Origin of the sequence: Burkholderia sp. AU33545 (genome assembly GCF_020419685.1) — a bacterium.
Taxonomy (GTDB): Bacteria; Pseudomonadota; Gammaproteobacteria; order Burkholderiales; family Burkholderiaceae; genus Burkholderia; species Burkholderia diffusa.
The window spans coordinates 243,364-263,002 of record NZ_JAIZRQ010000007.1 but is presented as its reverse complement, the minus strand read 5'-3'; the positions used below and the strand labels follow the sequence as shown (position 1 = coordinate 263,002).

Sequence of the window (19,639 nt, the reverse complement as noted above, 5' to 3'; positions counted from 1 at the left end):
AAGTATGGGCGGGAGAAGCGGCTGCCGGTTATTCGGCCAGCCGCGGAATCGCCGGCGCCGCCTGCTCGGGACCCATCGCGGAGTAGCCGCCGTCCACCGCGTAGTCGGCGCCCGTCACGAAGCTCGCCGCGTCGCTGCACAGGAACGTGACGACCTGCGCGACTTCCGACGGATCGCCCACGCGCCCAAGCAGATGAAACGGCGCGGCCACGCGATCGGTCTTCGCGCGGTCGCCGTGCGTGAGCTCGTCCATCACGCGAGACCACGTCCATCCCGGCGACACCGAGTTGACGCGAATCCGGTCGCCGGCGAGATCCATCGCCATGCTGCGCGTGAGCTGGCGCATCGCGGCCTTCGAGGTCGGATAGAGCCAGCGGCCGGTCTGTGCGCATTGCGCGGAGATGGAACTGAAGTTGACGATCGCGCCGCCGCGCCGCTTCAGGAACGGATGAACGGCCTTGACCAGCATCGCGGCCGACACGACGTTGACGTCCATCGCCGCCAGCCAGTCGTTGCGCGTGGCCTGGATCCCGTTGTCGACGTAGCTGCAGGCCAGGTTGATCAGCAGGTCGATCGCGCCGAAGCGTTCGGCGACCGCCGACACCGCTCGGTCGATCGCGCGGTCGTCGGTGATGTCGGTCGCGATGAACATCCCGCGTTCGCCGAGCGTGTCGGCGACGCGCGCGCCGTTTTCCGCATCGAGATCGAGGATCGCGACGCACGCGCCGGCGCGCCCGAGGTCCTGCGCGACGGCGGCGCCGATCAGCGTGGCGCCGCCGGTGACGATCGCGACTTTGCCAGCAAGGGCAGTCATGGTGTGTCTCCTGGAATGATTGAGTGAAGGCGGCGCGCGTTGCGCGCGCCGCATGCGTATCCGTCGATCACGCGCTGTCGTGCCAGCGCTGCATCAGCCTGTTCGACGGCACGGTTTCGTCGAGCAGCTTGCGCGCCGTTTCGACACCGGCAACGGGCAGCCCGGTCGCGTCGAGCAGGCCGATCTGCACGAGCACGCTCGCCTGGTCCCAGTAGATGTGTTCGTGATACAGCTTGTCGCCGCGGAACTTGACGATCGCGACGAGCGGAATCTCGACACGCTTGCCGGTCGGCGCGACGCCGGGCAGCATCCAGTCGATCTCGGTCGTGTGCGTGAAGCAGAACAGCAGTTCATCGACGATCTGGCTCGCGCCGACCGTGCGCGAGATCGGCGTGATCGTCGTGTCCGGCGGGTTCGCATGCACGAAGTGATGCGTGTAGAAGCGCTTGAGCTCGTCGTAGCCCACGCCGCCCGTCAGCGTCGGAATATGGTTCACGTAAGGCTGCGCGACCATCGTGGCCATCGTCGCGTCGACGTTGCGCGTGTCGAACTCGTGCCGGAGGTGCTCTTCCCACAGGGCGGACAGATCGTAGTGCGGGCCGAGCGCCGCGCGAAACGCGGCGATCGCGCGCTGGTGCGCCATGACCGCGGCGGCCTTGTCGAAATGATCGCCGCCGACGCGCGCGAACGCATGATCGACACCCGGGTAGACGTACACTTCGACGCCGTCGCGGCCGGCCATTGCAGCGGCGATGCGCTGCTGCGCGTCGGGCGGGCAGAAGCGGTCCTGCGCGGCGATCTGCAGCACGAGCCGGCCGCGCAGATGCGCGGCTTCGTCGAGCGCGTGCTCGATCCCCACGCCGTAATAGCTGACGGCGGCGGCCACGTCCGGCAGCCGGCACGCGGCGAGATACGCGAGCTTGCCGCCCAGGCAGTAGCCAAGCACGCCGGCCTGGCCCGTGCATTCTGGCCGTTGCATCAGCACGGCCAGCGCGGCGGCGATGTCCTCGACGCCCTTGTTTTCGTCGTACTCGCGGTACAACGCCATCGCGCGCTCGAAGTCGGCCGCCGTGTAACCGAGTTCGATGGCGGGCGCCTGGCGCCAGAACAGGTCGGGCACGAGCACCGTGTAGCCTTCCTCGGCGTAGTAATCGGCCACGTCGCGCATCGTCGCGTTCGCGCCGAAGATCTCGTGACACAGCACGATACCCGGCCCCGTGCCGCCGGCCGGCGTGCTCAGGTATGCGCGAAACGTCCCGCCGTCTGGCGACGGGATGTCGATGTGTCGTCCTTTCATGTGTCCCTCCGTTCTGTTCGTGACTGGCATGGGCCCAGTATTGGCGGACGAAACGCGCGCTTCTATCCGCTTTCTTCGGCCGGTATCCGCGAATTCCGGAAACCTGCGGATCGGCCCGCCGCGCCGGGGCCGGAACGCGGCGCACTGCGGGTATGTGCGGATGCGGAAGGTCCGCACAGTTTTCTACGATGCGCGAACGGTCCACTTCTTGCGTGATGTGCGCAGGGCTTGCGTAGTGTAACGAGGCGGACTGTCCGGATACTCCGGACGCTATCCGGATCGTGCGACGGGGTTCCCCGGAATCGGGAACGCGTGCACGGCGCAGGTGCAATCGAGCACGACGGGAGAATTTCGATGGGGCAATTTTGCGGAGCGGGCTGGCTGGGTGACGCTGCCTGTTTCAACCACGACACGCTGCTGCTGCAGTCAGATGACGTCGACGAGGTGCGCGCGCGGGTTGCGGACGTGTTCAAACCGCATCGGCTTACGCTGACCGGCGATTCGCGCGCGCTGCACGGCCGCATGCATCATGCGCGCTGGGGCAATCTGTCGCTGAATCTGCTCGACTACGGCGGCGAAGTGTCGATCGAACCGGGGCCGCTCGAGCACTTCTATCTGTTGCAGATTCCGCTGCGCGGCGACGCCGAGATCGAGTGCGGCGCGACGCGCTTCGTGTCGTCGCCCGACACCGCGTCGCTGCTGTCGCCGACGCTGCCGCTCCGGATGCGGTGGGGCGAGGCGTGCCCGCAAGTGATCCTGCGCATCGAGCGCGAGGTGATGGAGCGGCATGCGCAGCGGCATGTCGGCGATGACCGGCGCGTGCCGGTGGAGTTCGAGCCGGAATTCAGCCTGTCGTCGCAGCAGGGCGCGTGTCTCGCGCAAATGCTGCCGATGCTGGCCAACGCGATCGCGACGGACGGGCATCCGCTGCGCCATCCGCTCGCATTCGAGCAACTCGAATCGACGCTGCTCAACCTATTGCTGTACGGCCACCCGAACAGCGCACGCAACGGCACACGCCCCGCGCCGGCGCCGCTCGCGCCGTTCTACGTGCGGCGCGTCGAGGAATACATCCGTGCGCATCTCGACGAGCCGCTGACGATCGAACGGCTGGCCGAACTCGCGGGCGTCAGCCCGAGCACGCTGTTCGCCGGATTCCGCAATCGCCACGGCATCACGCCGATGGGATTCGTGCGCCAGTTGCGGCTGCAACATGTGCGCGACGAACTGCTCGACGACGCGACACCGGGGCTCGCATCGGTGACGGACGTCGCGCTGAAATGGGGCTTCGCGCACCTCGGGCGGTTCGCGATCGACTACAAGCGCGCGTTCGGGGAATCGCCGTCGGCCACGCTCCGGATGCGGCGTGCGCGGTGCTGACGGGAGGGCAGCCGCAACGCAGGCTCACTTTTTGAAGTCTGGCACATGCGTGAAGCGCGCGCTTGACGCATGTCATGAACGCGGGCGATGCCACTGCGCCGCGTAGGGGCACGCTCCCGTCTCGCGCCTCACCGCGCTAGGATGAATGACGTCATCCTCGATTGCCGGAGACGCACATGAAAATCAGCGAGCCGATGCGAGCCCCGTCGGCGCCCGATACGTCACCGCTGCTGCAGCTTGGCCTGCGGCCGTTCTATCTGACCGGCGCGCTGTTCGCGAGCGTCGCCATCATCTTGTGGCTTGCGGCCTGGCACGGCGTGCCTGTCGCCGGGCGTGCCGGTCCGATGACCGGGCTCATGTGGCATGTGCACGAGATGATCTTCGGCTTCGTCGCCGCGATCGTCGTCGGCTTCTTGCTGACCGCCACGCGGGCCTGGACTTCGCGCGAGACGCTGCGCGGCCCGGCGCTCGCGGCGCTGTGGCTGCTTTGGCTCGCCGGACGCGTGCTCGTCTGGTCGGGGCCGCCGATGCTCGCGGCCGTCGTCGATTCGTTGTTCTTGCCGGTGACGGCCATCGTGTTGTTGCGCGTGCTCATTTCGGCGAAGAACCGTCACAACGTGTTCCTGCCGGTCGCGCTGCTGCTGTTCGGCGCGCTGAATGCGCTGTTCCATGTATCGGTGACGACGGGTCGGGCCGATCTCGCGTTGCGTGCGGCCTACGCGGCGACGGGGCTGGTCGTGTTCTTCGTCGCCGTGATAACCGGACGCATCGTGCCGATGTTCACGATGAATGCGATTCCCGGCTTCAAGATTCACCGCTTCAGGATCGTGGACGCGCTCGCGGCCCCCGCGGTCGCGCTGACGTTGTTCGCGGACGCGCTCGGTGCACCCGATATGCTGTTGGTCGTCGCTGCGCTCGCGACCGCCGTGCTGCATGCGTGGCGCCTTGCCGGATGGCATTCATGGCGCGTCGGCAAGCGGCCTATCGTGTGGATCCTGCACGTGTCCTGTCTGTGGATTCCGGTCGGCTTCGTGCTGCTCGCGCTGTCGTTCGCTGGCGCGGTCGCGCACTCGCTCGCCGTGCACGCGTTGACCGTCGGCGCGATCGGCGGCGCGATCATCGCGATGATCACGCGCACGGCGCTCGGCCACACGGGACGCATGCTCGTCGCGGGCCCGTGGGAGCAGCTGTGTTACTGGCTGGTGATCGGTGCGGCAGTCATTCGCGTGTTTGGTCCGCTCGTGCCGGGTGTGCCGTACACGGTCTGGCTCGATGCGTCGGGCGCGTGCTGGATCGTCGCGTTCGCGGCGTATGCGGTTCACTACGCGCCGTTCCTGATGTCGCCGCGTGCGGACGGTCGCCAGGATTGACGCTCGCGCGTCGTCGGATCGCTGCAGGAAGCGTCGGGCGCAGCATCAGAGCCGCCTTGCGCGCCGGGCACGGCGTCATGAGACGTCGACCGTTGCCGGTCTGATAAGCGATGGTTCGGAGAATGCGTCGCGCCGGCAAGCATCGCGGCTTGCCGGCGGTATCGCGCAACGAGACCGGTTACTGCAGCCGATCGCGTTGCGCGTATTTCAGAAATGCACGACGGTCCGGATGGACTCGCCGTTGTGCATCAAGTCGAATGCCTCGTTGATGCCGGTGAGCGGCTTCGTGTGCGTGACGAACGGTGCCAACTGAATCGTGCCGGCCATCGCTTCCTCGACCATGCCCGGCAGTTCGGAGCGGCCCTTCACGCCGCCGAATGCCGTACCCAGCCAGCGGCGACCGGTGACGAGCTGGAACGGGCGCGTGGAGATTTCCTGGCCGGCGCCCGCGACGCCGATGATGACGGACTGGCCCCAGCCGCGGTGCGCGCATTCGAGCGCGGCACGCATCACGTTGACGTTGCCGATGCACTCGAAGCTGTGGTCGACGCCCCAGCCGGTCATTTCGACGATAACTTGCTGGATGGGCTTTTCGTGATCCTTCGGATTGACGCAGTCGGTTGCGCCGAACACGCGCGCAAGGTCGAACTTGCCGGGGTTGGTGTCGATCGCGATGATGCGGCCGGCCTTCGCGAGCTTGGCGCCCTGAATCACCGCGAGGCCGATGCCGCCGAGACCGAATACGGCCACCGTATCGCCTTCCTGCACCTTCGCGGTGTTCTTGACCGCACCGAGGCCGGTCGTGACGCCGCAGCCCAGCAGGCAGACCTGCTCGGGGTTCGCGTCCGGGTTGATCTTCGCGAGGGAGACTTCGGCGACGACCGTGTATTCGCTGAACGTCGAGCAGCCCATGTAGTGATAGATCGGCTGGCCGTTGTAGCTGAAACGCGTGGTGCCGTCGGGCATCACGCCCTTGCCCTGGGTGGCGCGCACCGACACGCACAGATTGGTCTTGCCGCTCTTGCAGAACAGGCACTCGCCGCATTCGGCGGTGTACAGCGGAATGACGTGGTCGCCGGGTTTCACGCTCGTCACGCCTTCGCCGACTTCCACAACGATGCCGGCGCCTTCATGGCCCAGCACGGCCGGAAAGATGCCTTCCGGATCGTCGCCCGACAACGTGAAGGCATCGGTGTGACAGACTCCGGTATGGGTGATCTTGATGAGCACTTCGCCCTTGCGGGGCGGTTCGACGTCGATTTCGACGATCTGGAGCGGCTTACCCGCCTCGAACGCAACTGCAGCACGTGATTTCATGGCAATCCTTTAAAAAATCATCGAATGGATCGATAGGTCGACGATTCCGCACCGGTCAGCGCAAGTAGGACCGAACGAGGGTCACGATATCGTCGATCGACCCGGAAGCGGGGCGCGATGCGTCCGCGAGCTGGGTGAATTCCTCGCGCAAATGGCTTTCGAGCACGCCGGCCATCACGCCATTGATCGCGCCGCGAATGGCAGCCAGTTGCTGAAGTATCGGGCCACAGTCCGCGCCCTCCTCAAGCGCTTGCTCGAGCGCATTCAGTTGCCCGCGAACACGGCGCACGCGGGTCAGGACGCGTTTCTTTTCTTCGGGGGAATGCGGCATGGGATCTGTGGGTTTCCGGATACTGGGGGGCAGTATAGAACAATGTGGCGCGGAGGTATACGGAATCGCTGCCGGGCACACCGTCAGATCAGCAGCGTGAGCGGGCGGGACAGCGCAAGATCCTCGTTGCGCGCCGACCGCGCATGCCGACGGATCATCGGCAGCAGGCAGTCGATGAAGCAGCGCGCGGCGCCGCTCAGCGTGCTGATGCGGCGCGTGACGATACCGAGTTCGCTCGGTTCGTCGCTCGACCGGGGATATGTGCCGGGGGCTGCTGATCTGTCGTCGACGTCGAAGCAACTGATGGTGCATGCGGGGATTCGGCACGAGTTCTGACCGGATCGGAATCGAAAACGGGACGGGCGGCCGGCTTGGCGTCACCCGCTCGCACAATCGGCGGATCCCGGCAACGCCAGCGACCATGCGCTGTACGGCAACCTGTCGTGGAAGTTCTGAGCGGGGAGCGGCAGCCATTTACGCTGACACGCGAACGCGAGAACGGCCGGCCGGAGCGCGACGTCGACGCGGCGCGCTCCGTGCGTCAATCCCGCGCCACCCCCGTCGATTCCCGCACCACGAGCTCCGGCGCCCCGATCGTATGAACGGCGGCAGCCGGCTCGACGCCGTCGATCATGTCGAGCGTCAGCGCGATCGCCCGCGCGGCGATCTGCGACGTCGGAAACCGCACCGTCGTCAGCGCGGGGCGGAACTGGTGGGCGAGCTGGATATCGGTCATGCCGACCACCGACAGATCGGCCGGCACGCGCAGCCCGAGATCGGCGGCTGCCTGCATCGCGCCGATCGCCATCAGGTCATTGGTCGCGAACAGCGCGGTGAGGCCCGGCTTCTCCCGCAGCAGCGCGGCGGCCGCTTCGTAGCCACCTTCGATCGAATCATGAGCCGACACCGTCGTCAACGCCTCCGCCGGATGGCCGCATGCCGCGAGTTCGTCCGCGAACCCGCGCAAGCGCACCGATTGCGGACCGCCCGAGCCCTTGCCGACGAGCGCGCCGAACGCGCGATGCCGCAGCCCGGACAGATGCGCGGCTGCCAGCGCGCCCGCCGCCGCGAAATCGACGGTGACGCACGGCAGCGTGCGTGACGCATGCACGTGCTCCCACATGCACAGCACGATTGACGCGCCGTGGCGTGCGATGTCGGCGAGTTCGGCTTCCGCGAGGTCGGTGTTCATCACGATTGCGCCGGCGGCAAGCGTGCCGGCGATCCGCTCGAGGTAGTTGCGCGTGATCGCCGGATCGTCGTCGGTATTCGACACCAGCAGGTAATGGCCGCGCTTGCGTGCCTCGCGCTCGGCTGCCAGCACGAATTCCGGATAGAACGGATTCGTGATGTTCGACAGCATCAACGCAAGCGTGGACGTGCGGCCCTCGGCCAGTGCCCGCGCGGTCAGGTTAGGCCGATAGCCGAGCTCGCGGATCGCCGCCATCACGCGCTCGACGGTCGCCGGCTTCACCTTCTGCGGATTGCGCAGCACGTTCGAGACGGTCGCCGCGGTGACGTTCGCGCGCCGCGCGACTTGCGCGAGCGTCACCATGCACGGCCTCGGGCCGGGCGGGCAATGCTGCACGAGGGAAGGGAAGCGAGGGAGTGTCTGCTCATATTCTGGGAGTGCGTCCCACAAGTTGCACAAGGACAAGCGATACGCTAATTTCTCGACACATCAGATCAAGGAGACGACATGGTACGGCGAACAGGGCGAATCGCACCACCGGAATTTAAGCGGTTAAATTTCGCGTCCCGAAGCGCCTGACCAGGAGAGGAGAGCGCGATGACCGCCATTTCATTGAAGGACGTCTCGAAGCGCTACGGCGACCATGCGCCGGTGCTGCGCGACGTGAACCTCGAGATCGCGTCGCACGAGTTCTGCGTGTTTCTCGGTCCGTCGGGTTGTGGCAAGTCCACGCTGTTGCGGATGATCGCCGGGCTCGAGGACGTGACCGAAGGCGAGCTTCGGATCGGCGGCGCGCGCATGAACGACACGCCGCCCGCCGAGCGCGGTGTCGCGATGGTGTTCCAGAGCTATGCGCTGTTTCCGCACATGACCGTGTTCGACAACATCGGTTTCGGCCTGCGCATCGCCGGCACGCCGAAGGACGAGATCCGGCGCCGCGTGACCGAGGCCGCGCGTGTCCTGCAACTCGATGCGCTGCTCGATCGCAAGCCGAAGGCGTTGTCGGGCGGCCAGCGGCAGCGCGTCGCGATCGGCCGCGCGATCGTGCGCGAGCCGCGCGTGTTCCTGTTCGACGAGCCGCTGTCGAATCTCGACGCGACGCTGCGCGGCCAGACGCGCGTCGAAATCGCCCGCCTGCATGCACGCTTCACGCAATCGAGTTCCGTCTACGTGACGCATGACCAGATCGAGGCGATGACGCTTGCCGACCGGATTGTGCTGCTGCACGCGGGCGACGACGTCGCACGCTTCGGCAGCATCGCGCAGGCCGGCGCGCCGCTCGAGCTGTATCACCGGCCGGCCAACCGTTTCGTCGCGGGGTTTATCGGCTCGCCGCGGATGAACTTCCTGCCGGCGGTCGTCGACGCGGCCGATGCGCATGGCTGCCGGCTGCGGCTCGAGGGCACCGGCGAAACACTGACGCTGCGCGATCGCCCGCTGCCGCGCCACATCGGCAGCGGCGCGCGCGTGACGCTCGGGATTCGTCCCGAGCATCTGACGGTCGCCGCGTCGGGCGATGCCGACCCGCCCACGATCATCCGCGACATCGCGCTCGTCGAGCAACTCGGCGAAGCCGCCTACGTGCATCTCGACCAGCCCGGCGGCGTGCCGCTGCTCGCGAAACTGCCCGGCCAGGCCGCGATGCGGCGCGGCGAGCGGCATGCGTTCCACGTGCCGTCGTCGCGCTGTCACGTGTTCGACGAGGCCGGCATCGCGTTGCCGGCCATCCACGCCGAAGCGGCGTTCGCATAGCGGCGCAATGCCGACCCGCCGCGCGCGACGCGGCACCTATCACACCAATACCAGGAGACAACGATGAAACTTCGTGCGAGCCGACTGCTGCTTGCCCTGACGACTGCCGCCGCGCTCGCGGCGGGGACGGCCGACGCGGGCACGCTCAAGGTGAACGTCGCCGCGCGCGGCAACCAGCGCGCGACGTGGCAAGCCGTGTTCGACCAGTTCCACAAGGCGAATCCGGACGTCGACCTGAAGGTCAGCTACGTCGGCGAGGAGGCGTACAAGGTGCAGATGTCCGGCTGGCTCGCGACCGATCCGCCCGACGTGCTGAGCTGGAACAACGGCGAGCGGCTCGCGTATTTCGCGAAGCGCGGGCTGATCGAGGACCTGAGCGCGGACTGGCAGAAGAACGGCTGGAACGACACGTATGCGGCCGTCAAGCAGTCGTCGACCTACGGCGGCAAGCTTTACAGTTTGCCGCTCGGCTATGACGCGTATGGCCTCTTCTACCGCAAGGACCTGTTCGAGAAGGCCGGCATTCACGGTGAGCCGGCCGATTGGGCTCAGTTTCTGGATGCGTGCCGCAAGCTGAAGGCGGCCGGTATCGCGCCGATCGCGGTGGCCGCACGCGATGCGTGGACGCTGGCCGCGTGGTTCGACTACCTCGACTTGCGGATCAACGGCTACGCATTCCACCAGAAGCTGATGGCCGGCGACGTCGCCTACACCGATCCGCGCGTGCGGGCCGTGTACGCGGCATGGAAGAAGCTGATCGACGACAAGTATTTCATCGACAACGCACTGTCCTACGACGTCGATTCGCTGAGCCCGCTGATCGTCAACGGCCAGGCCGCGATGACGCTGATGGGCACCTGGTATGCGGCGGGCCTCTTGAGCGCGACGCGCAACCCGATCAGTTTCTTCCGCTTCCCGGTGATCGACGCGTCGGTGCCGCTTGCCGAAGACGGCCCGGTCAACGTGATGATCGTGCCGGCGAAGGCGCGCAACAAGGCGGATGCGCGTCGGCTGCTCGCGTTCATGGGGCAACCGGCGGTCAACGGTGAGTTCGCGAAGGGGATGGGGCAACTGCCGTCGAACAACAAGGCGCCCGAGCCGCAGGACCCGATCTCGAAGATCGGCTTCCGCACGCTCGCGACCACGCCGGGCGGCATCGCGCAGTTCTACGACCGCGACATGACGAAGGAAATGGCGGACGAGGGGATGAAGGCGATGCAGCAGTTCCTGTCCGACCCGACGCAGCTCGATGCGATCCTGCAGCGCCTCGAGCAGACCCGCAAGCGCATCTACCGGAAGTAACGCGCCGCGCGGCCGGGCCGGCCACGCCGGCCCGGTGCGTCGTTGCCGCCGTCGCGTCCGTTTCGTCAGTTACGTCCGTCTCGTCGAAGGTAATCTCATGTCAACCAGCCTGTCCGAAAGCACCGCGCGCCGCGCAGCCGGCCCGCGGCGGCATGCGCGTGCGTCGCTGGCGCGCCGCCGCAACCGCGCGGCCCTGCTGTTCGTGCTGCCGGGTTTCGCGCTCTTCACCGTGTTCGTGCTGTATCCGATCGTCAGCAGCATCTGGCTGAGCTTCCATCACTGGGACGGGATGACGCCGATGACGTACGCGGGGCTCGACAACTACCGCGAGCTGCTGCAGTCCGACACGTTCTACGTCGCGCTGAAGAACAACGTGCTGTGGCTCGTGCTGTTCCTCGCCGCACCGCCGCTCGGCCTTGCGCTCGCGCTGTACCTGAACCAGAACGTGTTCGGGATCCGGCTCGTGAAGTCGCTGTTCTTCGCGCCGTTCGTGTTGCCGGGCGTCGTCGTCGGCCTGGTGTTCTCGTGGTTCTACGACCCGACGTTCGGGCTGCTGAAGCTGATCGTCGGGCACGGGATCCCGGTGCTCGGCGATCCGCGTTATGCGACCTTCGGCGTGATCGCCGCCGCGCTGTGGCCGCAGATTCCGTTCTGCATGATCCTCTATCTGACCGGGCTCACGGGCATCAACGGCGAGATCGTCGAGGCGGCGCGCATGGAAGGCGCGCGCGGCTTCACGCTGCTGTGGCACGTGATCCTGCCGCAGCTGCGGCCCGCGACCTTCATGGCGGTGGTGCTGACCGTGATCGGCGCGCTGCGCAGCTTCGACCTGATCTCCGTGATGACGGGCGGCGGCCCGTTCGACAGTTCCACCGTGCTCGCGTACTTCATGGTCGACCAGGCGATCAAGTACTACCGCGAAGGCTATTCGGCCGCGATCGCGGTCGTGCTGTTCGCGATCATGCTCGTCTATATCGTGTGGCAGCTACGCAAGCTGGTGCGCGTCGAATCATAAGGATCACGAAAATGTATCCGATGCCCGTGTCCCGCTGGGGACGTCCCGCCCGCTGGTTGTACCGGCTGTCGCTGCCGTGCGCGCTCGCGCTGTGGCTCGTGCCGCTGCTCGCGGTGCTCGTCACGTCGGTCCGCTCGACCGACGAGATCATGGCCGGTCGTTACTGGGACTGGCCGAAGCAGTTCGCGCTGCTCGACAACTACGGCGCTGCGCTCACGCAGACGCCGATGCTGCATTACTTCTCGAACAGCATCCTGATCACGGTGCCGTCCGTCGCCGCATCGATCCTGCTCGCGTCGCTCGCGGGGCACGCGCTCGCGAACTACCGGTTCCGCGGCAATCTCGTGCTGCTCGGGCTGTTCGTCGCCGGCAACTTCGTGCCGATCCAGATCCTGATGATCCCGGTGCGGCAGATCATGCTCGGCGTCGGCCTCTACAACACCGTGTGGGCGCTCGTGCTGTTTCATACCGCGTTCCAGACCGGCTTCTGCGCGCTGTTCCTGCGCAACTTCATCCGCGAGCTGCCGTTCGAGCTGATCGAGGCCGCGCGCGTCGAAGGCGCGTCCGAGTGGGCGATCTACTGGCGCGTCGTGCTGCCGCTCGTGCGGCCGGCGCTCGCCGCCCTCGCGATCCTCGTGTTCACGTTCGTGTGGAACGACTACTTCTGGGCGCTGTGCCTCACGCAAGGCGACGACGCCGCGCCGATCACGGTCGGCGTCGCCGCGCTCAAGGGGCAGTGGACGACCGTATGGAACATCGTGTCGGCCGGCTCGGTGCTCGCCGCGCTGCCGTCGGTCCTGATGTTCTTCGCGATGCAGAAGCACTTCGTCGCGGGGCTCACGTTCGGCGCGACGAAAGGCTGATCCGTCACATCCATTTTCTTCTGCAAGGAACCCACGATGCACCTCGGCGTTTGCTACTACCCCGAACACTGGCCGCGCGAACAATGGGCCCGCGATGCGCGGCGGATGGCCGAACTGGGCCTGACCCGCGTGCGGATCGCCGAATTCGCGTGGAGCCGGATGGAGCCGGAGCCGGGCCGCTACGACTGGGCGTGGCTCGACGAAGCGATCGACACGCTCGCCAGCCAGCAGCTGAAGATCGTCCTCGGCACGCCGACCGCCGCGCCGCCGAAGTGGCTCGTCGATCGCCATCCGGAGATCCTGCCCGTCGGCGCGGACGGCGCGGTGTGGCAGTTCGGTTCGCGCCGCCATTACGACATCGCGAGCCCCGTGTATCGCGAGCACTGCGTGCGCATCGCGGACGCGATGGCACGACGCTACGGTGCGCATCCGGCGGTCATCGCATGGCAGACCGACAACGAGCTCGGCTGTCACAACACGCTGCCGAGCTACACGCGCGCGGCGCTCGAAGGCTTTCGCGCGTGGCTCGCGGTGCGCTACGGCGACATCGGCGCGCTGAACCGCGCGTGGGGCAACGTATTCTGGAGCATGGAGTATCGCGGTTTCGACGAGATCGAACTGCCGCGCCATACGCCGACCGATGCGAATCCCACGCATCTGCTCGACTTCCGCCGCTATCAGTCGGACGAGGTCGCGCGGTTCCACGCCGTGCAGGTCGATGCGATCCGTCCGCACGCGCCGGGCCGCGACGTGCTGCACAACTTCATGGGCTTTTTTACCGAGTTCGATCACTATGCGTTCGCGCATGGCGGCCTCGACGTCGCCGCGTGGGACAGCTACCCGGTGCCGCGCACCGAAGTGCTGCCGCTCGACGAAGCGGACAAGCGACGCTGGGCACGTACTGGCCACCCGGACGTGTCGGCGTTCTCGCACGACCTGTATCGCGGCGTCGGCAACGGGCGGATGTGGGTGATGGAGCAACAGGCGGGGCCCGTGAACTGGGGGCCGTACAACCCGGTGCCGCATGCCGGCGCGGTGCGGCTGTGGACGTGGGAAGCGTTCGCGCATGGCGCGGAACTCGTGTCGTATTTCCGCTGGCGACAGTATCCACATGCGCAGGAGCAACTGCACTCGGGGCTGAATGCGCCGGACGACCGGCTGTCGCCGGGCGGCCACGAAGTGGCGCGCGTCGCACGCGAACTGGCCGCGCTGGATATCGGGCTCGTCACCGGCACGCACGAGCCCGCACGCGTCGCGCTGCTGTTCGATTACGAGGCCGACTGGATGATCCGGATCCAGCCGCACGGCGCCGACTTCGACTACCAGCAGCACGCGTTCGACTGGTATCGCGCGTTGCGCGAACTGGGGCTCGACGTCGACATCGTCGCGGCCGACGCCGACGTGTCGCGTTATGCACTCGTCGTCGCGCCGACGCTGCCGGTTGTGCCGGATCGTGTCGTCGAGCAGGCGGCGTGCGGAGACGCGCACTGGCTGTTCGGGCCGCGCACGGGCTCGCGCACGGCGGAATTCGCAATCGCGCCGGGCCTCGCACCCGGCAAGCTGCGCGACGTGCTGCCGGTGCGAATCGGCCAGGTCGAGTCGCTGCGGCCGTCGCTCACACCGCGCGTCGCGTTCGACGGCATCGATGGCCATGCGCTGAAATGGCGCGATCACGTCGATATGGAATCGGCGACCGGCATCGACGTGCTTGCTGCCTGCGACGACGGCGTGCCCGCGCTCGTGCGGCGCGGCCGCGTGACGATGGCAACCGCCTGCTTCGACCACGCGCTGTTGCGTGCGATCGTCGCCCGCTGCGCGCGCGACGCCGGACTGCCGGTCCGCGCGTTGCCGGATGGCGTGCGCTTGCGCCGGCGCGGGCGTCTCGTGTTCGCGCTCAACTATGGCGACGCGCCATGCACGCTGCCGGCGCCGGACAGTGCGCGCTTCGTGCTCGGCGGCGCCGAACTCGGCGCGGTCGACGTCGCCGCATGGGTCGAGCCGGACTGACGCGATGCAGTCGCCGCGGTCGCTACGGTCGCATTTCGGGCGCCTCGCCGGGATCGCGCATTTCTTGCCGTTGTCCGCCGCCGCGCTGATGCTCGGCGTCGCGATGTCCTTTACGGCGCCGTACCTGTCGCTGTTCGGCGTGGAGGCGGCGGGGATGTCGCCGTTTCTCGCGGGCATCTTCATGACGCTGATCGCGGCGAGCGGTGTCGTCGCGAGCACGTGGGCCGGGCGCTGGTCGGATCGCCGCGACCGGCACAGGCCGTTGCTCGTGGTGTCGCTCGCGGCGGCCGCGCTCGGTTTCGCGCTGCTGTGCGTGCTGCGCGCGCACGGGCCGGTGATCGCGGCCGGCACGATCCTGCTCGGTGCGGGGGCCGTGTCGCTGTCACAGATCTTCGCGTTCGCGCGCGCGGTGCTGCCGGTCGACGACGAAGCGCAGCGCGATCTCGCGTCGGCGGCGCTGCGCACGATGCTGTCGGTTGCATGGGTGTTCGGTCCCGCGCTCGGCGCGCTGATCCTCGCGCAGACGGGTTTTGTCGGGCTTTTTCTCGCCGCTTCAGTGGGCTTCGTCGCATGCGCGGCGATCATCGCGCGGATTCCGGAGCCCGCGCGGCGGCCGGCGGCGGCTCATGTACGCGCAGTGGGCCATGCTGCGCCGCCGCCCGACGATGCACCGGCGGAGATCGTCGTCGCACCGCGCGCAAGCGTGCGGCGCACCCTCGTCGCGCTCACGCTGATGGGGCTCGCGGCGAACGCGACGATGATCGTGCTGCCGCTGTACATCGTGCGCGGGCTCGGCGGATCGCCGGGCAACGTGTCTGCCGCGCTGGGTCTCGCCGCGTTGCTCGAGATCCCGATGATGCTTTGGCTCGGCATCCGGTCGACGCGGCTCGACAAGGCGCGCTGGCTGACAGCGTGTGCGGCCGTGCATGCGGCGTATTTCATCGGACTCGCGGCGGTGACGCGGGTGGACATGATCCTGCCGCTACAACTGCTGAGCGCTTGCGTGGTCGCGATTACGTCGTGCCTCGGCATGACGCGCGTGTGCGACCTGATGCCGACGCGTCCCGGCACCGCGACCGCGATGTTCTTCAGCACCGCGCGCGTCGGCTCGATCGCATCGGGCGTGCTGTCGGGCGCGTGCGTCGACCTGTTCGGTTATCGCGCGACGTGCGCGGGGTGCTGCGTGCTCGCGCTCGTCGCATTCGCGCTGCTCGCCCGGGACGCGCACGGCGAGCGGGGCGGTGCGAGTGGCGCAGGTGGCACCACGGCATCTGCCGGAGGCCGCTTCGATGCACCGCACTGACGCGGGATGCGTCGGTGCGGTGATGCGGTGACGACGCGAATGCGTCAGCGTTGGCGATACGCGTCGAGCGACGACAGCGCGTTGCCGTGGAAGTCGAACAACGTGTTGTTGTCCCATTGATCGCCGGCGCCGAGCTTCCAGCCGACACCCGGCGTCGGGATCCATTCCGGTTCCCACCAGAACAGGCCCTTGCCGCGATTGCCCGGCACGCCCTTCACGATATCGACGACCGCTGCGAGGAACTGCGCCTGGCCGGCCGGCGACGGCGGGAACGCGGTCGAGCCGGTGTTCGTCATCGCGTTCGGTTCCGAGTCGCCGTCGCTGGTGGTCCATGGATACGCGGTCTCGACGACGATCAGTTCCTTGTCGTATCGCACTGCGAGGTCATTCGCGTTGTTGCGCAGGTCGTCGAGCGAGCCTTGCCACTGCGGGTAGTACGACAGGCCGATCACGTCGAACGCGACACCGCGCTGCGTCGCGCTGTCGAACCACCAGCGGCTTTTCGCGTTGTCGCCGCCGCTGTCGATGTGCAGCATCACCTTGATGCGCGGATCGACGGCCTTCACCGCATCGCGGCCCGTCTTCAGCAGCTGCGCGAGGTTGTCCCACTGGTCGTAGCGGCCGAGCGGCCACAGCATGCCGCCCGTGATCTCGTTGCCGATCTGCACCCACTCCGGCCGCACGCCGGCGCGCTGCAGTTGGCGCAGCACGTCGGTCGTATAGGCCGACAGCAGCGCGCACGTTTCGGCGAGATTCTTGCCGGCCCACGCATGCGGCGGGTATTGCTTGCCGGGGTCGGCCCACCAGTCGCTGTAGTGGAAATCGATCAGGATACGCATCCCGAGCGCGGCCGCGCGTTTCGCGAGTGCGACGACATGGGCCGCGTTGTTGTAGCCGGCCGCATCACTCTGGTTGGCCGGGAAGAATGCCGGATTGCCGGGATCGTTCCATACCTTGATGCGGATCGAGTCGACGCCGTGCGCGTGCAGGACCTTCAGGCAGTCGGTCGGGCGGCCGTGGTCGAAGTACCGCGCGCCGTGCGCCTCGAGCTCCGGCAGCGTCGACACGTCGGCGCCCATCGCGAACGGGATGCCACCCGCCGCGCGCGCGACGCCTTGCGCGACGGCCGGCAGCGCGCCGGCCAGATCGACGCATGCGAGCGCCGCGGTCGAGACACTCCAGCGCAACATCGATCGTCTGTTCATCGTCATCCTCCAGTATCGGGCCCGGTCGATCGATCGCAGGATCGCGGGCTTCGTCGGTTTAAGCGCTTAAATTTCAGCCTCGATGCGAGGCCGGATCGAGCGTAGCGCAGCCGCCGATGCCGATGCAAAGAACGCGTGCGTTGCCTACTATCTGGCGACCGGCATGTCCGCTACCCGCGCACCCCGACCCGATATCGCGTCGTCTGGCGATAGGTGTTGCCCGGATGAAGGATGGTTTCGTCGCGCAGTGCATCCATGTTGACCTGGTTCGGATAGAACCCGGCTTCGACGCACAGCGCCGCATGTCGCACGCACGGCATGCCGCCGCCCACGCGCACGCCATCCAGATAATTGCCCGTATAGAGCTGCAACCCGCGCTGATCCGTCGACACGGCAAGTTCCCGACCGCTTTCCGGATCGTAGATCGACGCGACGGGCCGCACGTTGCGCCCGTGGTCGCGCAGCACGTAGCAGTGGTCGAACCCGCGGCCGCGCGTGAGCTGCGCATGTGGCCAGTCGAGGCGAGCGCCGATCGGCGCGCTCTGCCGGAAATCGAACGCGCTGCCCGTCACGTCGGCGGTGCCGGTCGGGATCAGCGCATCGTCCACTTCGACGAACGCGTCGGCGTGGATCTGCAGCAGGTGGCCGCGCACGTCGCTGCCCGCGCGTCCGCTCAGGTTGAAGTAGCTGTGATTCGTCAGGTTCAGCGGCGTCGGCGCGTCGGTCACGCCCACGTAGTCGATCGTCAGCGTGCCGTCGTCGTCGAGCGTGTAGCGCACCTGCACGCTCACGTTGCCGGGGAAGCCCGCATCGCCTTCCGGCGAATCGAGCCGCAGCGTCAGGCCGCCGCGATCGTCGACCACGTCCCAGCGCGCGCGGTGAAAGCCGCTCGCGCCGCCGTGCAGCAGGTTGCCGTTCTCGTTGCGGTCGAGCGTGTAGTCGATGCCGTCGAGCGTGAAGCGCGCATTCGCGATCCGGTTCGCCCACCGGCCGACCGTCGCGCCGAGGTACGCACCCGATTCGACGTACTCGGCCGGCGTGTCGTGCGCCAGCACGATATCGGCGAAGCGCCCGGTGCGGTCGGGGGCGAGCCACGACACGACGGTCGCGCCGAGATCGCTGATGACGACGCGCATGCCGTGCGCGTTGCGCAGCGTGTAGCGCCGCACCGGATCGCCGCCGGGCAGGGCGCCCCACGGCTCGGACGGAATGCGGCCGACATCGGCTGACGGGCGGGAAGAGTCGGTATCGATATGCATGAGTGGGTTCGCTCGTGGGCGGTGAATTCAGTGAGCCGCCGCCGCGCGTTCCTGGTATTCGCGCGGGGTGCAGCCGAGTTCGCGGCGGAACACCGCGTACATGTATTGCAACGACGTGAAGCCGCAACGGATCGCAACTTCCGCGCTCGACGCATTGCGGGCCGCGAGCAACGCCTGCGCGGCCTCGAGCTTGTGACGCAGGATTTCCTGGTGCACGGTGCGCTGCAGTTCGCGCCGGAAGTGCTCTTCGAGCAGCGAGCGCGACACGCCGACATAGTCGGCGACCTGTTCGGTCTTGATCCCCTGGCACGCGTACTGCCGGATGAAATGCCGGGCGCGCATCACGTGCGGGCTCGCAAGCGGCTGGTGGCGCGTCGACTCGAGCACGTTGATGCCGACCGGCGGCACGAGGATGCGCTGCCCGGGAAACCTGGCGCCGCGCAGCATCCGGTGCAGCAGGTGCGCGGCGGTGCGGCCCATTTCCTCGGTGCCCTGGATCACCGACGACAACGGAATGCGCGTCAGCGTGCGCGTGAGCGGATCGTTGTCGATGCCGATGATCGCGACCTGTTCCGGCACCGCGATGCCGGCGAGCAGGCACGCCTGCAGCAGATGCCGCGCGCGCGCATCCGTGACAGCGATCACGCCGACGGGCTTCGGCAGCGCATGCAGCCAGCCGATCAGCTCCTCGATCGCGTGATTCCAGCCCGATGCGCTCGTCGACACGCCGCGGTAGATCGGCGCGTCGAGCCCGTCCGCGCGCGCGAGCCGGTCGAACGCGAGCTCACGCTGCTGCGCCCAGCGGTTCTCCTGCGCGACCGGCAGGCTGTACATCGCGAAATGCGCGAGCCCCGCGCCGATCAGGTGCGTGTAGGCGAGCGACACGAGCTTCGGGTTGTCCGTCGCAATATATGGGACACCGTCCGGGTACTGCGCCGGATCCTCGTACGACGAGCCGACCGCGACGATCGGCAGCGGCGAGCCGGCAAGCGCGTCGGCGACGGCCGGATCGTCGAAGTCCGCGATGATGCCGTCGCCGTCGAAGCGTTCGATGCCGGCGAGCCGGCAGCGAAAGTCGTCTTCGAGGAACAGGTCCCACACGACGCGCGTCGTGTGCAGGTACTGGCCGATGCCGCTGATGATCTCGCGGTCGTAGACCTTGTTCGCGTTGAACAACAGCGCGATGCGGTGCGGTGTCTGGGCGGAAGAGGCACGGGTCATGTCGGTCTCGG

The 19,639-nt window shown here is 67.5% G+C and carries 16 protein-coding genes and 2 pseudogenes; 9 read left to right on the top strand and 9 right to left on the bottom strand.

Features of this window, described 5'->3' with window-relative positions; all coding sequences use genetic code 11:
• Window positions 1–28: 28 nt before the first annotated feature.
• Together LGM71_RS24010 and LGM71_RS24005 are read right to left on the bottom strand one after the other, a co-directional pair.
• Entirely contained in the window at window positions 29–814 is a 786-nt protein-coding gene (locus tag LGM71_RS24010; protein ID WP_226116784.1) for an SDR family oxidoreductase, read from the bottom strand.
• Between the two features lie 67 nt (window positions 815–881).
• Window positions 882–2,111 (bottom strand): dienelactone hydrolase family protein, encoded by a 1,230-nt coding sequence (locus LGM71_RS24005; protein WP_226116782.1) that lies wholly within the window; start codon window positions 2,109–2,111, stop codon window positions 882–884.
• 354 nt (window positions 2,112–2,465) lie between these two features.
• Between LGM71_RS24005 and LGM71_RS24000 the strand changes: the two genes are divergently transcribed.
• Both LGM71_RS24000 and LGM71_RS23995 read left to right on the top strand, forming a co-directional pair.
• Entirely contained in the window at window positions 2,466–3,491 is a 1,026-nt protein-coding gene (locus LGM71_RS24000; protein ID WP_226116780.1) for an AraC family transcriptional regulator, read from the top strand.
• Window positions 3,492–3,667: 176 nt separating this feature from the next.
• Window positions 3,668–4,861, top strand: a complete 1,194-nt coding sequence (locus tag LGM71_RS23995) for an NnrS family protein (protein ID WP_226116778.1) — start codon at window positions 3,668–3,670, stop codon at window positions 4,859–4,861.
• 207 nt (window positions 4,862–5,068) lie between these two features.
• Here the strand turns inward: LGM71_RS23995 and LGM71_RS23990 are convergent, their stop codons facing one another.
• The 3 genes and pseudogenes from LGM71_RS23990 to LGM71_RS23980 form a co-directional block, all read right to left on the bottom strand.
• On the bottom strand, window positions 5,069–6,178 hold the full coding sequence (locus LGM71_RS23990) for an S-(hydroxymethyl)glutathione dehydrogenase/class III alcohol dehydrogenase (RefSeq protein ID WP_059599651.1): 1,110 nt from the start codon (window positions 6,176–6,178) through the stop codon (window positions 5,069–5,071).
• A gap of 55 nt (window positions 6,179–6,233) precedes the next feature.
• Window positions 6,234–6,509 (bottom strand): formaldehyde-responsive transcriptional repressor FrmR, encoded by a 276-nt coding sequence (gene frmR, locus LGM71_RS23985; protein ID WP_059599650.1) that lies wholly within the window; start codon window positions 6,507–6,509, stop codon window positions 6,234–6,236.
• Window positions 6,510–6,592: 83 nt separating this feature from the next.
• Window positions 6,593–6,751: pseudogene (locus LGM71_RS23980) on the bottom strand (LysR family transcriptional regulator); the annotation flags it as partial.
• On the opposite strand from LGM71_RS23980, the pseudogene LGM71_RS33335 reads away from it, so the two are divergent.
• Window positions 6,747–6,845: pseudogene (locus tag LGM71_RS33335) on the top strand (porin); the annotation flags it as partial. The pseudogenes LGM71_RS23980 and LGM71_RS33335 sit on opposite strands and share 5 nt — an antisense overlap.
• 205 nt (window positions 6,846–7,050) lie before the next feature.
• On the opposite strand, the gene LGM71_RS23970 reads toward LGM71_RS33335, so the two are convergent.
• Entirely contained in the window at window positions 7,051–8,064 is a 1,014-nt protein-coding gene (locus tag LGM71_RS23970; protein WP_226116774.1) for a LacI family DNA-binding transcriptional regulator, read from the bottom strand.
• Window positions 8,065–8,298: 234 nt separating this feature from the next.
• Between LGM71_RS23970 and LGM71_RS23965 the strand changes: the two genes are divergently transcribed.
• The 6 genes from LGM71_RS23965 (at window position 8,299) to LGM71_RS23940 (ending at window position 15,943) form a co-directional block, all read left to right on the top strand.
• A complete protein-coding gene (locus tag LGM71_RS23965; protein ID WP_226116772.1) occupies window positions 8,299–9,453 on the top strand; it encodes an ABC transporter ATP-binding protein in 1,155 nt (384 codons plus the stop codon).
• A gap of 63 nt (window positions 9,454–9,516) precedes the next feature.
• The gene (locus LGM71_RS23960; RefSeq protein WP_226116770.1) at window positions 9,517–10,755 is read left to right on the top strand and encodes an ABC transporter substrate-binding protein; all 1,239 of its coding nucleotides are present in this window, start codon (window positions 9,517–9,519) and stop codon (window positions 10,753–10,755) included.
• Window positions 10,756–10,852: 97 nt separating this feature from the next.
• A complete protein-coding gene (locus tag LGM71_RS23955; protein WP_059679901.1) occupies window positions 10,853–11,770 on the top strand; it encodes a carbohydrate ABC transporter permease in 918 nt (305 codons plus the stop codon).
• A gap of 11 nt (window positions 11,771–11,781) precedes the next feature.
• Window positions 11,782–12,633, top strand: coding sequence for a carbohydrate ABC transporter permease (locus LGM71_RS23950; RefSeq protein WP_226116768.1), 852 nt, complete (start codon window positions 11,782–11,784; stop codon window positions 12,631–12,633).
• A 36-nt stretch (window positions 12,634–12,669) separates the two neighbouring features.
• Complete coding sequence (locus tag LGM71_RS23945) at window positions 12,670–14,640, top strand: beta-galactosidase (RefSeq protein WP_226116766.1); 1,971 nt, start codon at window positions 12,670–12,672, stop codon at window positions 14,638–14,640.
• 4 nt (window positions 14,641–14,644) lie between these two features.
• Window positions 14,645–15,943, top strand: coding sequence for a sugar efflux transporter (locus tag LGM71_RS23940; RefSeq protein WP_226116764.1), 1,299 nt, complete (start codon window positions 14,645–14,647; stop codon window positions 15,941–15,943).
• A gap of 44 nt (window positions 15,944–15,987) precedes the next feature.
• On the opposite strand, the gene LGM71_RS23935 is transcribed toward LGM71_RS23940, so the two are convergent.
• The 3 genes from LGM71_RS23935 to LGM71_RS23925 all read right to left on the bottom strand — a co-directional run bounded on the left by LGM71_RS23935 (window position 15,988) and on the right by LGM71_RS23925 (window position 19,628).
• The gene (locus tag LGM71_RS23935; RefSeq protein WP_226116762.1) at window positions 15,988–17,148 is read right to left on the bottom strand and encodes an arabinogalactan endo-beta-1,4-galactanase; all 1,161 of its coding nucleotides are present in this window, start codon (window positions 17,146–17,148) and stop codon (window positions 15,988–15,990) included.
• Window positions 17,149–17,318: 170 nt separating this feature from the next.
• Entirely contained in the window at window positions 17,319–18,407 is a 1,089-nt protein-coding gene (locus LGM71_RS23930; protein ID WP_226116760.1) for an aldose epimerase family protein, read from the bottom strand.
• A gap of 27 nt (window positions 18,408–18,434) precedes the next feature.
• On the bottom strand, window positions 18,435–19,628 hold the full coding sequence (locus LGM71_RS23925; protein WP_226116758.1) for a XylR family transcriptional regulator: 1,194 nt from the start codon (window positions 19,626–19,628) through the stop codon (window positions 18,435–18,437).
• Window positions 19,629–19,639 lie beyond the last annotated feature (11 nt).